At 57.3% G+C, this 13,284-nt stretch carries 12 protein-coding genes, 4 tRNA genes and 1 pseudogene; 10 read left to right on the top strand and 7 right to left on the bottom strand.

Going from position 1 to position 13,284, the window contains the following annotated elements:
* Positions 1–16 precede the first annotated feature (16 nt).
* The 3 genes from EGK14_RS12110 to EGK14_RS12120 all read right to left on the bottom strand — a co-directional run bounded on the left by EGK14_RS12110 (position 17) and on the right by EGK14_RS12120 (position 2,645).
* The gene (locus EGK14_RS12110) at positions 17–928 is read right to left on the bottom strand and encodes a LysR family transcriptional regulator (RefSeq protein ID WP_125289353.1); all 912 of its coding nucleotides are present in this window, start codon (positions 926–928) and stop codon (positions 17–19) included.
* A gap of 69 nt (positions 929–997) precedes the next feature.
* Positions 998–1,960 carry an alpha/beta fold hydrolase gene (locus tag EGK14_RS12115; RefSeq protein WP_125289354.1) on the bottom strand — a complete coding sequence of 321 codons (963 nt, stop codon included), beginning with the start codon at positions 1,958–1,960 and terminating at the stop codon, positions 998–1,000.
* A 79-nt stretch (positions 1,961–2,039) separates the two neighbouring features.
* On the bottom strand, positions 2,040–2,645 hold the full coding sequence (locus tag EGK14_RS12120; protein ID WP_125289355.1) for a TetR/AcrR family transcriptional regulator: 606 nt from the start codon (positions 2,643–2,645) through the stop codon (positions 2,040–2,042).
* Positions 2,646–2,759: 114 nt separating this feature from the next.
* On the opposite strand from EGK14_RS12120, the gene EGK14_RS12125 reads away from it, so the two are divergent.
* The gene (locus EGK14_RS12125; RefSeq protein WP_125289356.1) at positions 2,760–4,592 is read left to right on the top strand and encodes an ABC transporter ATP-binding protein; all 1,833 of its coding nucleotides are present in this window, start codon (positions 2,760–2,762) and stop codon (positions 4,590–4,592) included.
* A gap of 29 nt (positions 4,593–4,621) precedes the next feature.
* On the opposite strand, the gene EGK14_RS12130 is transcribed toward EGK14_RS12125, so the two are convergent.
* From EGK14_RS12130 to EGK14_RS12140, 3 genes are all read right to left on the bottom strand, one after another.
* The gene (locus tag EGK14_RS12130) at positions 4,622–5,749 is read right to left on the bottom strand and encodes a GNAT family N-acetyltransferase (protein ID WP_125289357.1); all 1,128 of its coding nucleotides are present in this window, start codon (positions 5,747–5,749) and stop codon (positions 4,622–4,624) included.
* Positions 5,750–5,851: 102 nt separating this feature from the next.
* Positions 5,852–7,228: an MFS transporter gene (locus tag EGK14_RS12135; RefSeq protein ID WP_125289358.1), complete on the bottom strand. Its 1,377-nt coding sequence runs from the start codon at positions 7,226–7,228 to the stop codon at positions 5,852–5,854.
* Positions 7,229–7,538: 310 nt separating this feature from the next.
* Positions 7,539–8,438, bottom strand: coding sequence for a LysR family transcriptional regulator (locus EGK14_RS12140; RefSeq protein WP_125289359.1), 900 nt, complete (start codon positions 8,436–8,438; stop codon positions 7,539–7,541).
* Positions 8,439–8,601: 163 nt separating this feature from the next.
* Between EGK14_RS12140 and EGK14_RS12145 the strand changes: the two genes are divergently transcribed.
* The 4 genes from EGK14_RS12145 to EGK14_RS12160 all read left to right on the top strand — a co-directional run bounded on the left by EGK14_RS12145 (position 8,602) and on the right by EGK14_RS12160 (position 10,977).
* Positions 8,602–8,976: a helix-turn-helix domain-containing protein gene (locus EGK14_RS12145; RefSeq protein ID WP_233598484.1), complete on the top strand. Its 375-nt coding sequence runs from the start codon at positions 8,602–8,604 to the stop codon at positions 8,974–8,976.
* A gap of 27 nt (positions 8,977–9,003) precedes the next feature.
* Positions 9,004–9,234, top strand: a complete 231-nt coding sequence (locus tag EGK14_RS12150) for a hypothetical protein (protein WP_125289361.1) — start codon at positions 9,004–9,006, stop codon at positions 9,232–9,234.
* Positions 9,235–9,329: 95 nt separating this feature from the next.
* Positions 9,330–9,836: a TIGR00645 family protein gene (locus EGK14_RS12155; protein WP_125289362.1), complete on the top strand. Its 507-nt coding sequence runs from the start codon at positions 9,330–9,332 to the stop codon at positions 9,834–9,836.
* Between the two features lie 244 nt (positions 9,837–10,080).
* Positions 10,081–10,977 (top strand): alpha/beta hydrolase, encoded by an 897-nt coding sequence (locus EGK14_RS12160; RefSeq protein ID WP_125289363.1) that lies wholly within the window; start codon positions 10,081–10,083, stop codon positions 10,975–10,977.
* A 36-nt stretch (positions 10,978–11,013) separates the two neighbouring features.
* Here EGK14_RS12160 and coaA read toward each other — a convergent pair whose 3' ends face one another.
* On the bottom strand, positions 11,014–11,964 hold the full coding sequence (gene coaA, locus EGK14_RS12165; protein ID WP_125289364.1) for a type I pantothenate kinase: 951 nt from the start codon (positions 11,962–11,964) through the stop codon (positions 11,014–11,016).
* 462 nt (positions 11,965–12,426) lie between these two features.
* On the opposite strand from coaA, the gene EGK14_RS12170 reads away from it, so the two are divergent.
* The 5 genes and pseudogenes from EGK14_RS12170 to EGK14_RS12190 all read left to right on the top strand — a co-directional run.
* Positions 12,427–12,502, top strand: a tRNA-Thr gene (locus tag EGK14_RS12170).
* Positions 12,503–12,514: 12 nt separating this feature from the next.
* Positions 12,515–12,599, top strand: a tRNA-Tyr gene (locus EGK14_RS12175).
* Positions 12,600–12,933: 334 nt separating this feature from the next.
* Positions 12,934–13,008, top strand: a tRNA-Gly gene (locus EGK14_RS12180).
* Positions 13,009–13,014: 6 nt separating this feature from the next.
* Positions 13,015–13,090, top strand: a tRNA-Thr gene (locus tag EGK14_RS12185).
* 113 nt (positions 13,091–13,203) lie between these two features.
* Positions 13,204–13,284, top strand: a pseudogene (locus tag EGK14_RS12190) (elongation factor Tu); the annotation flags it as partial.

The raw sequence follows: 13,284 nt of genomic DNA on the forward strand, positions 1-13,284 counted from the left end.
TCCGAAATGGAAAGAATTACCAGCCACGATCCCACTCGGCCTCGCCTGCGTAATGCGCTTCAAGAAATTCCGTTAACGCACGCACCTTATGCGCCAGATGGCGCGCTGGTGGATAGACGGCGTAAAGGCCGAGCGGCGGCATCTCATACTGGCGGAACAGCGGCACGATCGCGCCGCTGCGCAGCTGGTTTCCGGCGATAAACGTCGGCATCCGCGCAATGCCCATCCCCGAGGCGGCGGCGCTCAGGCAGGCTTCAGCATTGGAAAAGCGCAGCCTGCCTTTTACCGCCACCGACAGAATACGTTCGCTGCCGTCGCGGAACTGCCAGTTCAGCGGCTCGCGAAAATTGGTATCGATGATGCAGTCATGCTGCGCCAGCTGACGCAAATCCTCTGGCGTGCCGCGCGCGCGCAGGTAGCTTTCGCTTGCCGCCACGATAATACGGATATCGCTCAGCCTTCGTGCAATCAGGCTGCTGTCGCTGAGTCTGCCAATACGCAGCGCGACGTCGAAACCTTCATCCACAATATTGACCATGCGGTCGGCGAAGCTGACGTCCAGCTCAATTTCCGGGTACTCTTTGGCAAAGGCTATCAGCACCGGCACCAGGCTGCTGGTGCCGAAAGTCAGCGGCGCGGTCAGCTTCAGGCGGCCCGAAGGTTTGCCGGAAGCGTGACGTACCGAGGCGTCCAGCGCGTCGAAGTCGTCCAGAATGCTTTTGATACGGTCAAAATAGGCCTGGCCTATCTCCGTCGGAAAAAGCGCGCGGGTGCTGCGTTTCAGCAGCTGGACGCCCAGCTCGCTTTCCAGGCGGGAAACCAGCTTCGACGCCTGTCCGCTGCTGGTGCCCATGCGCTCCGCGGCGGCGGCGAAGCTTCCCAGCTCCATTACCGCCACCAGCATACGATCACAATCAAGCCGTTCCATTTTCGCCCCTTTGTCTCGGTCGCTATTGTCCTTATGCGCGCGTCGCCTGCCGCTTCCTGCGCGGGCCTGCTACCGACCGTCTGTCGGGCTACCAGAGGGTATAAAAAAATCGGCCAGCAGGCCAGCCAGCGTTGCCGGCGCCTCTTCCGGAATATAATGACCTACCCCGGCAACAGCGCCGCCTTTTACCTCAACCGCCAGCTGTTGCAGCGTCGTCAGCAGGGTATCGCCCACGCTGCCTTCCGCTCCAACGGCCAAAACCGGCATCAGTAATTTTTTCTCCGCCCGCTGCCGCGCGGCCGCCAGCGAGGCTGGCGAAAAGCCCGTGCGGTAGTAGCTCAGCGCCGAACGCAGCGCGCCGGGAAGCTGGTTAACGCGGACATACTCTTCCAGATCGGCGGGCGTGATGCTCCCGCTTTTCAGCGATTTTGCCGCAAACAGCCAGCTAATCAGTTCACGCTCGCGGCCCGTAAACAGGATTTCCGGTAAATCGTTCAGACGATTGAAAGCAAAGTGCCAGCTTTTCACATTGGCTTCGTCAGTGGGAATGCCGGACGGCGGCGGTGGCGAGATACCCGGCAGCGCGGCGTCGAACAGCGCCAGCCGTTTCACGTCTTCCGGCCAGTCGGCCGCCAGCGCATAGCCTATCCAGCTGCCGATATCGTGGCATACCACATCTATCGGGCCAGACTCGTTCAGCTTCAGGGTGGCGATCAGCTGATGAATATCGTTAGCGGTGGTCGTCATATCATAGCCATCGGCAGGATGGGCCGAGTCGCCCAGACCACGCGGATCGACCGCAATCACGCGGCGGCCGGCAGCGATCAGCAGCGGCATCACGTAGCGCCAGGCGTACCAGCTTTGCGGCCAGCCGGGCAGCAGCAGCACGGGGTCGCCGCTGCCACCGATGACGTAATGAAGACGAATACCGTTGACCTCAACGTACTCGTGGCGGAACTGCTGCCAAAAAGCTGCGGTTTGAAAGGCGGCGATGGCCTGCCGGTCGGCCTCCGTGTGGGTAGAGATAAGCATGGTTGCCTCTGCTGTTTGGGTATAATCGTTTCCAAATTGAATGCAATCTGGCCGGTTGGGCGCGCGCAAAAGCGAAATCTCAGCCGAGCAGCGTCAGGGCATTATCGACCAGCTGCGTCATTTCTTCTGTGGTACGGCCGGTTTTCCCCAGTACGCGCATTCCCTGCGTCAGGCAAAGCAGCATGACCGCCGTAGCCGGTACGTTAAGAGTGGGGGAAACAGATCCATCCTGTTGACCCTGACGCAGGAATTCCTCAAAGCGCGCCTCGCTGGCCCCCAGCGATTGTGCGATGCGGCGCGCCAGCTCATCGTCGCGCGTTGCCAGCTCGACGGCGCAGCTCACCACCAGACAGCCACGCCGCCCGGTCTCGCCCACGCTGCTTTCGCTGTAGTGGCGCAACAGCGCCTCCACTTTTGTCCGCCCGTTGGGCGCGTCGGCAAGGCGACGGTTCAGCGCCTCACCGCGCAGCTGCTGGTAGCGGGTCAGTGCGGCCAGGAAAATCGCCTGCTTGTCGGCGAAAGCTTTATACAGGCTGCCGGGCGTGACCCGCATCGCACGGGCCAGCTCGCTGATGGAAGTCCCGGCGTAACCCTGCTCGCTGAACAGCGCAATGGCACCGTCCAGAGCAAGCTCGGCATCGAATTCGCGCGGGCGTCCCGGCTGGCGTAACGAAGATGTTTTCATCGCTTCATAATAGAGAGCGATCGTTTCCTAATCAAGCCGCAACCTGCGCCACGTTCGTCATAACAAAAGAAAATGCACTACTATCAATTTTTTGGCTGTAAAAGTGAGCTAGCTATGCTGTATCGCCGCTTTGAGAAACTGATCGATATTTTTCAGGATGCCCCCAGCGACACGCCGCCCAATCGCGTCTGGGCTTTTTACGTTTACTATCTGCGCCAGGTGTGGCAGAGCTTTGCCTTACTGCTGGCGATCGGGCTGATCGCTTCGCTGATTGAGGTCGCGCTGTTCCGCTTTTTGAGCACCATTATTGATATGGTGAACAGGACGCCGGCCGCCAGCTTCTTTAGCGAACACGCCAGCGAGCTGATCTGGATGGCGGCGGTGGCGCTGGTTTTCAGACCGATCTTTATCGGCCTGCACGATCTGCTGGTGCACCAGACGATCAATCCCGGCATGACCAGCCTGATCCGCTGGCAAAACCATAATTACGTGCTGCGCCAGAGCCTGAATTTTTTCCAGAGCGACTTCTCCGGCCGCATTGCCCAGCGCATTATGCAAACCGGCAATGCGCTGCGCGATTCGGCAGTGCAGGCGGTAGATGCGCTCTGGCATGTGCTGATTTACGCCATCACCTCGCTGGTGCTGTTCGCCGAAGCGGACTGGCGGCTGATGATCCCACTGCTGGTGTGGATTGTGGGCTATGTCGTCAGCATGAAGTATTTCGTGCCGCGTGTGAAATCCCGCTCCGTCGCTTCATCCGACGCTCGCTCAAAGCTGATGGGCACCATTGTGGACGGCTATACCAATATCACCACGCTGAAGCTCTTTGCGCACAGCGATTTGGAAAGAGCCTACGCGCGCGAGGCTATCGGCGATCAAACGGCTAAAACGCGTCAGCAGGGCCGGATGGTCACTAATATGGACGTGGTGGTGACCACGCTCAATGGCCTGCTGATCGTCAGTACCACGGGCCTGGCGCTGTGGCTGTGGACTCAGTCGCTGATTAGCGTGGGCGCTATCGCCCTGGCTACCGGGCTGGTGATCCGTATCGTCAATATGTCCGGCTGGATCATGTGGGTAGTCAACGGCATTTTTGAAAACATCGGTATGGTACAGGATGGCCTGCAAACTATTGCTCAGCCGGTCAGCGTGGCCGACAAGCCGCAGGCACCGAGGCTGAAGATCGATCGGGGTGAAATCCGCTATGAGAACGTCGATTTCAACTATGGCAGCGCGCGCCGGGTGATCGACAACCTGCAGCTGACCATTCGTCCGGGCGAAAAGATTGGCCTGATCGGCCCGTCGGGCGCCGGGAAATCGACGCTGGTCAATCTGCTGCTGCGTCTGTACGACCTGGACGGTGGCCGCATTGTGATTGACGGCCAGGATATCGCGCACGTTAGCCAGGAAAGCCTGCGGGCGCAGATCGGCATGATTACGCAGGATACCTCGCTGCTGCACCGTTCAATTCGCGATAACTTGCTGTACGGCCGACCCGATGCCACAGCAGAGCAGTTGCAGCAGGCAATCCATCGGGCGAAGGCCGACGAGTTTATCCCGCTGCTCTCCGATCCGCAGGGCCGCATCGGGCTGGATGCGCAGGTCGGCGAGCGCGGCGTGAAGCTTTCCGGCGGCCAGCGCCAGCGTATCGCTATCGCCAGGGTATTGCTGAAGGACGCGCCGATCCTGATTATGGATGAGGCGACCTCCGCGCTGGATTCCGAAGTGGAAGCGGCGATCCAGGAGAGTCTGGAAACGCTGATGGGCGGAAAAACGGTGATTGCCATCGCGCACCGTCTTTCCACTATCGCCAAAATGGACAGGCTGGTGGTATTGCAGGAGGGGAGCATCGCCGAGATGGGCAGCCATAGCGAGCTGCTGGCGCTTGACGGGCTATATGCCCGCCTGTGGCGACATCAGACGGGCGGCTTCGTTGGCGAGGATTAAGCAGAGATGGGCAGCTTACGGGCTGCCCGTTATTCTCCGTCGCGGCGATAAGGCAGCGATGCGCGGGCTTCCAACGCCCACGCCTGCACGCCGGGCCTTTCCTGATTCAGGTAGTCCGCTACCGCCTTGAATAAGCCTTCGTGCCGTAGATAGTGCCAGGATTCGGTGATCGCCGGCTCAAAACCCCGCACCAGCTTGTGTTCACCCTGGGCGCCCGCGTCAAAGCGCTTCAGCCCGTGCGCGATGGCGTAATCCATCCCCTGATAAAAGCAGGTTTCAAAATGCAGCCGGTTAAACTCTTCCAGGCAGCCCCAGTAGCGGCCGTAAAGCGTTTCGCCATCCATCAGGCTAAAAGCCATTGCGACGGCCAGGCCGTTTTGCGTCGCCAGCACCACGCGAATGGCCTGCGGCATTTTCTCTGCCAGCAGGCTAAAGAAAAGGCGGGTGAGATAGGGGCGCTGGCCGCGTACCGCGTAGGTATTCGCGTAGCAGGCGTAGACAAAGTCCCAGTGCGCTTCGCTGAGCTGATGACCGGCCAGCCACTCGAACACAAATCCCTGGCTGGCGACCAGCTCGCGCTCTTTACGTATCTGCTTACGCTTGCGTGACATCAGCGTATCCAGAAAGTCCTGGAAATCGCGGTAGCCGGGGTTGCGCCAGTGATACTGGCAGCCAAGACGCGGCAGCCAGTGCGCTTCCGCCGCCACCAGCTCGCGGGTTTGCGCATCGCCAAAGTTGATATGGGCGCTGTGCAGCTGGCGCTGATGCAGGAAATCGGGCACGTGATGCAGCAGCTTTGCGGCAAAAGCGCGCTCGCCCAGCAGCCTTGCGCCGGTAACGGGGCTGAACGGCACGGCGGCCAGCCATTTAGGATAGTAGGCGAGGCCGGCGCGCTGGCAGGCCTCCGCCCAGGCGTGATCGAAAACGTATTCGCCCATTGAATGGCTTTTGCGGTAGCCCGGCAGCGCGGCGCGGATTACGCCCTGCTCTTCCCACAACAGGTGCTCCGGCTGCCAGCCGGTACCTTTTCCCAGACTGCCGCTTTCTTCCAGGGTGCTGAGAAAGGCGTGACGGAGAAAAGGCTGATCGTCCGGCAGTAAGGCATCCCACTGACTGGCGGGAAGGTCGGCCAACTGCGTCAGAAGGGTTAGCGACATAGGGGCACTCCGTCTTGATGCGGGCAGGTGCGCTGCCCGATTAACCATGACGCTAAAGTGAAGGTTTTGCGTGCGAAGATCAACGTCTTCCCGCACGGGCCGCTAAAGCCTGCGCACCACGGGGGCGGCACCGGTCGGGTAAGCGTTGTCCGCCGGCGTTTCGCCGCCGACGCGTTCAATCGGCCCCATCACAAACAGGAAGCAGCAGGCGGCGACGATACAGTGCGCGCCGACAAATACCAGACCCAGGCTGTAGCTGCCGGTCAGCGCAACCAGATAGCCGAACACGATCGGCGTAATAATGCCGGCGATATTACCGACGCAGTTAAAAATGGCGCCCGCCAGCCCAACCGCTTCTTTCGGCGCGGTGTCGCTGATCACCGCCCAGGTTCCCGCTCCGGCTGCCACACCCTTGCCGTAAAAAGCAAAGGACATGATGGCGATGACCCAAAAGTTGCTGTTGGCGACAGCGGCGGCCATCAGCGTCGCGGCCATCAGCATCCCGACAATATAAGGCGTTTTGCGCGCCCAGGAGACCGACCAGCCGATGCGGATCAGGTAATCGGAAATAATGCCGCCGGAAATCCCGCCCGCAAAGCCGAACAGCGCTGGCGCGACGGTGGCGAAACCGGCGTGCAGAATATCCATGCCGCGCGCCTGCACCAGATAGACAGGGAACCAGGTAATAAAGAAATAGCTCAGCGCAATGATGCAGTACTGGCCAATATAGGCGCACCACAGCATCCGGTTAGTCAGCAGCTTGCGGAAGGTCTCGCGGGAAACGGGGGTTTTCTCTTTGCGCTCCTGTACCGAGTCGATATCGATCAGGCCGCCGCCCGCGACGATATGATCCAGCTCCTGCGGCGACACGCTGCGGTGCGCGCGCGGCTCCTGCATATACCAAAGCCAGACGAAAAAGGCCCCGATGCCGATAATGCCCAGCACAAAGAAAGGCCACGGCCAGCCGAATTCGGACACCAGCCAGCCGGAAAGGGGCGAAAAGATGCCGACCGCAAAGTACTGCGAGGAAGCGAACAGCGAGGAGGCCCGGCCGCGTTCGGCTTTTGGAAACCACATAATGGCGACGCGGGCATTGGCCGGAAAGCTTGGCGCTTCGATCAGCCCCAGCGCAAAACGCAGCGTAAACATGATCGCCAGCGCGCTGGTCAGGCCGGTAGAGAATTCGCCGACGAAGCCCATCGCCAGCGTGGAGATCGACCAGAGCACCAGCGTCACGCCGTACACTCTTTTGGTGCCGAAGCGATCCAGAAACAGGCCGCCGGGGATCTGACCTATCACATAGGCCCAGCTGAACGCCGACAGGATAAAGCCAAGCTGGATGGGGGAAAGGCCGAACTCATCTTTAATCGCGCCGCCCGCGATCGACAAAATAGAGCGATCCGCATAGGCGATAACGGAAAGAAACAGTATCAGCATTAATATCCACACGCGCACGTGCGATCCGTTTTTAGCAGTCATAGTGCTTACCCTTATTTATTGTCGCTCTGAATACAGGCGCAGAGATGACGAAGCATGCCGCAGCGGCAGGAGAGAAAGGAAAAGGGCCCGCGGGCGTTTTAATCAACTATAGGAGGCGCTTTTCAGACGGGTCATTGTGCTGTTGTCGGGATTAACAGGAAATTTTTGCGATACATTCAGAAAGATGCACAAGGCGGCTTGAAGCGCTTCACATTCCGCACGTTATCCGCCGCGCTTGCCGCACGGCTTTGCTGGAACGTGCACTGGGTCTGGTTTTCTTTGCGCGCGCTCTTCTATAGGACGCGGTATTTCAGGGGTCGATCATGGTCGGCCCGGCGATACGCAGCACGTTGTAAAACCAGGTTTTTGCCGTGATGTCGCCGATTTCAGTATGCGCATAGAGAAAAACTTCCTGATTAGGCACGTGGAAGGGCAGCTCCAGCATGCGGCCATTGCCGCGACGTGCGTAGATCCTGGCGGCGCTGGAGGGCAGCGTCACCAGCAGGTCGCTGGAGGCGATCAGCTCGCCCAGCGCGGCGAAGTGCGGCACTTCCAGCGCGATTTCGCGTTCCAGCTCAAATTCTTTCAGCCGATCTTCCACAATGTGGTGACCGCTGGTGGCAGCGACCACAACGTGGCGTTCCTGCATATACTCATCCAGCGACAGGCTCTCTTTAATTCGCGGATGGTCGACGTTGAGCAGGCAGACATAGCGTTCATAGGCCATCAGCTCGCGCTGCGCGGAGGAGACGGACTCGTTGCGGCTGCACAGCGCTGCGTCGATACGACCCGTCAGCAGCCATTCGTCCAGCTTGTGCACGTCGACCGGGATCACCTCCAGCTGGATATGCGGCGCCACGCTGCGGAAAAGCGTAATCAGCTTGGGCAGCAGCAGCAGCTCGCCCAGGTCCGTCAGCGCCAGGCGGAACTTATAGCGCGAGGTTTCCGGCGAGAAGATGCGGGTTTCCGCCACGGCTTTTTCTATGCCGGTCAGCGACTTTTTAAACACCTTATAGAGCTGCATCGCGGTTGGCGTCGGCTCCATGCCTTTTCGGCTGCGTTTGAACAACTCGTCGTTGGTTTCGCTGCGCAGACGGGCTAGCGCGTAGCTGGCGGAAGGCTGTGTAATAAACAGGCGATCGGCGGCGCCGCTGACGCTGCGGGTTTCATAGATAGCGGTAAAAACGCGCACCAGGTTGAGATCCAGCATGGATACCTCTATAGAGACTATCTATTAACGAAGATTAAAATTATCTATTTGAACTATTTTACACTTCTTTATATCCTTCCGGCAAATTTTGATAAGTTATTCCTTTTGTTGCACATCAAAATTTAACTAATAAAAACATATAGATATAATATTACATCGTGGAATGGCGGCGTCATATGCAGGACGTCGCTGCAGGAGAAAGTCAGTGAAAGGTGAGATCGTAGACGTGATTATCGACTGGATTGAAGCGCATCTGGACGATGGACTGAATATTGAAGCCGTAGCCGCGCGCTCTGGTTATTCTAAATGGCACTTACAACGCGCTTTTAAAGAGAAAAAAGGCATGACGCTGGGCAGTTTTATTCGCTATCGTCGCCTGGACGAAGCGGCAAAAAGCCTGGTGACCTCGCATAAAACCATCATGACCATCTCTATGGACCTGGGGTTCTCCTCCCAGCAGTGTTTTCAGCGCGTCTTTAAAAAACACTTTAACGTGACGCCGAGAGATTATCGTAATCAGCATCGCGAGCTGCACTAACTTCGCGCATCTCTGAATAAATACCCTATGAAAAAATATGTTTTTCTTATTGCGTTGGCGATAAGCGGGACCGGTTTTGCTGCCGTTCCCGCCAGGCCAGCGGGCGTCCAGACGACCGCGGCGTGCGAGCCGGGCTTTTGCTTACCGCTCGTGCGGGCCGGCGATGAACTGGCGCTGGGGATCGGCAGTATTGACCGGCAGGCGCGCCGGGTGCTTGAACCGGCTTCGGCAGGCATGCTGACCGAGCCAACAGAGTAAATCCGTAAAATTCCCCCGGGGCAGGCCTGTGCCGTGAAAAATTTAACATTCCATCAGGTATACTATCGCTCGTGTTAACCTGCTTATGGAATGCTATGGAACGTCTTACTGAAAATCTTATTTACGCCTCGCGCTGGCTGCTGGCGCCTATTTATCTCGGGCTGTCGCTGGGCCTGCTGGCGCTGGCGATCAAGTTCTTCCAGGAGGTTTTTCATCTGCTGCCCAACGTGCTGGCTATGGCGGAAAACGATCTGGTGCTGGTGCTGCTGTCAATGATTGACCTGACGCTGGTTGGCGGCCTGCTGGTGATGGTAATGCTCTCCGGCTATGAAAACTTCGTTTCCAGGCTGGATATCTCCGAGCACAAAGAGAAGCTGAGCTGGCTGGGGAAAATGGATTCGGGCTCGCTGAAGAATAAAGTGGCGGCCTCTATCGTGGCGATCTCTTCTATTCATCTGCTGCGCGTGTTTATGGATGCGCGAAATATTCCCGATAACAAGCTGATGTGGTACGTAATTATTCATCTGACGTTTGTGCTGTCCGCCTTTGTCATGGGCTATCTGGACGCGATGTCCCGAAAAGATAAAAACGCTCTGCACTGATTGCGCTTTGCCCGGATCGGCTCCGGGCAATCCTGCCGTTATTTAGCGCCCGCCGCGAATTTCGCTTGCCTCCTGACCGATAAATCGCATAAAAAAGCGGTGTTTCTTGCCGATAAAGAATTATTCGTCCGCTTCGCCTCCTTCTGCCTGCCCGTTCCTGGCCTCCGCTTTGCATGTCTCAGCGAAGAGCGCTGCGTCGGCAGGAAGCGCGACGCGTTTATGTCACCGAGGAAAAGCATGTCAGATGATTAGTCGACGCCGGTTAATAATGGGCACCGGCGCAGCCATGTTGGCGATGACCGCCGGAAAACTGTTTGCCAGAGAAGACATTATTCCCCTGTGGCCCGACGAGCCGCCGGGCGGGGGCGGGCCGGGCGGCGATCTGCATGTGTCCGCCAGCGGCGCCTGGTCGAATATCGTCAGTCCCGCTATCCAGCGCTTTCAGCCGCAGGAGCCTAACGGCTCGGCGGTACTGATCGCGGCGGGCGGCGGCTATCGCTGGATCGGCATGGGCGGCGAGGCCTGGCCCGTGGCGCACTGGCTGAATGCCCGCGGCTATACGGCTTACGTGCTGAGCTATCGGCTGCCGCACGAAAAATGGCACGCGGGACGGCTCGCGCCCTTTCAGGATGCACAGCGTGCGATCAGGCTGGTGCGCTCGATGGAGCGAAAAGTACATCTGCTGGGTTTTTCCGCTGGCGGCCATCTGATGGGGATGACGGCGGCGCGGCCTGGTTTCGTGACCTATGCGCCGCAGGATACGCTGGATCAGATTGCGCCGGTGGCGGACAGCGTCGCCCTGATCTATCCGGTAATCACGCTGGAAGCGCCTTACACCCATACGCGTACCCACAGCGAAATCGTCGGGAAAAACGCTTCGCCGGCGGATGAGGCTGGCTGGTCGGTGGAAAATTACGTTACGCGCAGCTTCCCGCCCACCTTTCTGGCCCAGGCGGACGACGATCGTACCTCAAACCCGCACAACACGCAGATCATGCACGACGCCTGTCGGCGCATGGGCGTACCGGTCGAACAGATCAAAATTACGCGAGGCGGACATGGTTTTGGTTTGGGAAGGGCGGGGACGCCTGCGGCTATCTGGGATGAGGCTTACGCTATCTGGCTGGCGGGGCGTCGGTAAATGCTTTGGCGCCTTCCGTGGCGCCGTCTGGCTGGGCTATTTTCGGAGCCGCACCAGATCGACCGCATGATCGGTGCTTTTGGTCATAATCAGGCTGGCTCTTTCGCGCGTCGGCAGGATATTTTCTTTCAGATTCATCAGATTAATCTCTTCCCACAGCTGGGTGGCGATGCCTACGGCCTCGTTTTCAGGCAGCTGTGCGTAGTGATGGAAGTAAGAATCCGGATCGGTAAACGCACCCTGGCGGAACTTCAGGAAGCGATTAATGTACCAGTGGCGCAGCAGATCTTCCGGCGCGTCCACATAGATAGAGAAGTCGACAAAATCTGAAACAAAAACGTGATGCGGATCGTGCGGATAATCCATACCGCTTTGCAGCACGTTCAGTCCTTCCAGGATCAATATATCCGGCTGCTGCACGACCTTATCGCCGTCAGGGATAACATCGTAGATCAAATGTGAATAGACCGGCGCGGTGACCTGAGCGGCGCCAGACTTGAGGGCGGAGACGAAATTCACCAGGCGATGCATATCGTAAGATTGCGGAAAGCCCTTTTTCTTCATCAGGCCGCGCTCTTTTAACACCTGATTGGGATGCAAAAATCCATCCGTGGTGATCAGCTCGACGCGGCGATGCTCCGGCCAGCGGCTCAGCAGCGCCTGCAACACGCGAGCCGTCGTGCTTTTCCCTACGGCAACGCTGCCGGCGATACTGATGATATAGGGGATCTTCTGGCCATTGGTGCCCAGGAACTGCTCCAGCACCGCCTGACGGCGTAAATCGGAATTGATATAGAAGTTAAGCAGACGCGATAACGGCAGATAGATCTCTGCGACCTCATTAAGAGAAAGATCTTCGTTTATCCCCTCGAGCCGGGCAATTTCTTCTTTGCTCAGAGTCATCGGCACGGAATCACGCAGCGCGGCCCATTGCGAACGGTTAAATTGCAGATAGGGTGTGGTCAACAAGGATTCTTTTTTACTCATATACATGCTTCTGCCAGCAAGAACTTGCCTGTTGTGGCGTGCGCAGAGAAGACGCTGTCCGCTGCTGCCGCTCGCGTAACTAAGGTAAATTTCAGAAAACAATGGGCAGGAGGTTAACACCAGACGGGGCGGAATCAGAAGGAAAAATAAAAACGACGAACGCAAACGTAACGGCGACCGCATTTATTGAAAAATAAACACTCGCTTAATGAAAACGACAGCGAAAACAGCAGTCGATTCGCTTTGCGCCGGCGCCGGGGGAATGCTGCTGAACAAACTGAGAAAGATATCGTCACTGTTGCGCTGGCTAAAAAATAGCAATATCGTTGATTCTTTGTACGGTTACGCTGACGAATGGCAAGATTTTGCGAAGAATTGCACAAATAACAGTCATAAGAACTTTTATCGCAATTTTTTTGTTGCATCCCGCCGCCACACTTCCTAGAATGCGCACCACTTGATGCCGGCTTAGCTCAGTTGGTAGAGCAACTGACTTGTAATCAGTAGGTCACCAGTTCGATTCCGGTAGCCGGCACCATCAAGTACCCCTGGTGGGGTTCCCGAGCGGCCAAAGGGAGCAGACTGTAAATCTGCCGTCATCGACTTCGAAGGTTCGAATCCTTCTCCCACCACCATTAATACTGCTTGCAGTGTTAATAAGAGGCAGAGTTTTTCAGCTTCCCCCTGGGGCAGGATGAGAAGCGTCGACCTCGAAGATTTGACCCGAAGGGCACGGAACACAGTGACGCGGGTCCTTCTGTAGTAAAGTACAAACTGATTTGTACTATTTATTCAGTCCTGACGGTTAACGGCTGAAGCCAGATGAAAGCAACAGCGTTCATCAACAGATTTTAGACTGAGCTCAAGCACAGTCGGAGTCATCAAGCAAATGCGGGTTGACTCGAAGAGCAGAAAAGCGTTTCTGTTGTTCACAAGCTACAGACAGAACAGGTAGCCGAGTTCCAGGATGCGGGCATCGTATAATGGCTATTACCTCAGCCTTCCAAGCTGATGATGCGGGTTCGATTCCCGCTGCCCGCTCCAAGCCGTGCTGATATGGCTCAGTTGGTAGAGCGCACCCTTGGTAAGGGTGAGGTCCCCAGTTCGACTCTGGGTATCAGCACCACTTCTAAATCTCCCTCCCTGATTCTTCTCTGTGCGTTAAAATTCAACAGTTCAGGCAATGCCTGGTTGATGTGGTGATATCACCGATTTATCCGTGTCTTAGAGGGACAAGCGATGTCTAAAGAAAAATTTGAACGTTCCAAACCGCACGTCAACGTTGGTACTATCGGCCACGTTGACCACGGTAAAACTACC

Source organism: Erwinia sp. 198 (assembly GCF_003937915.1).
Taxonomy (GTDB): domain Bacteria; phylum Pseudomonadota; class Gammaproteobacteria; order Enterobacterales; family Enterobacteriaceae; genus Erwinia; species Erwinia aeris.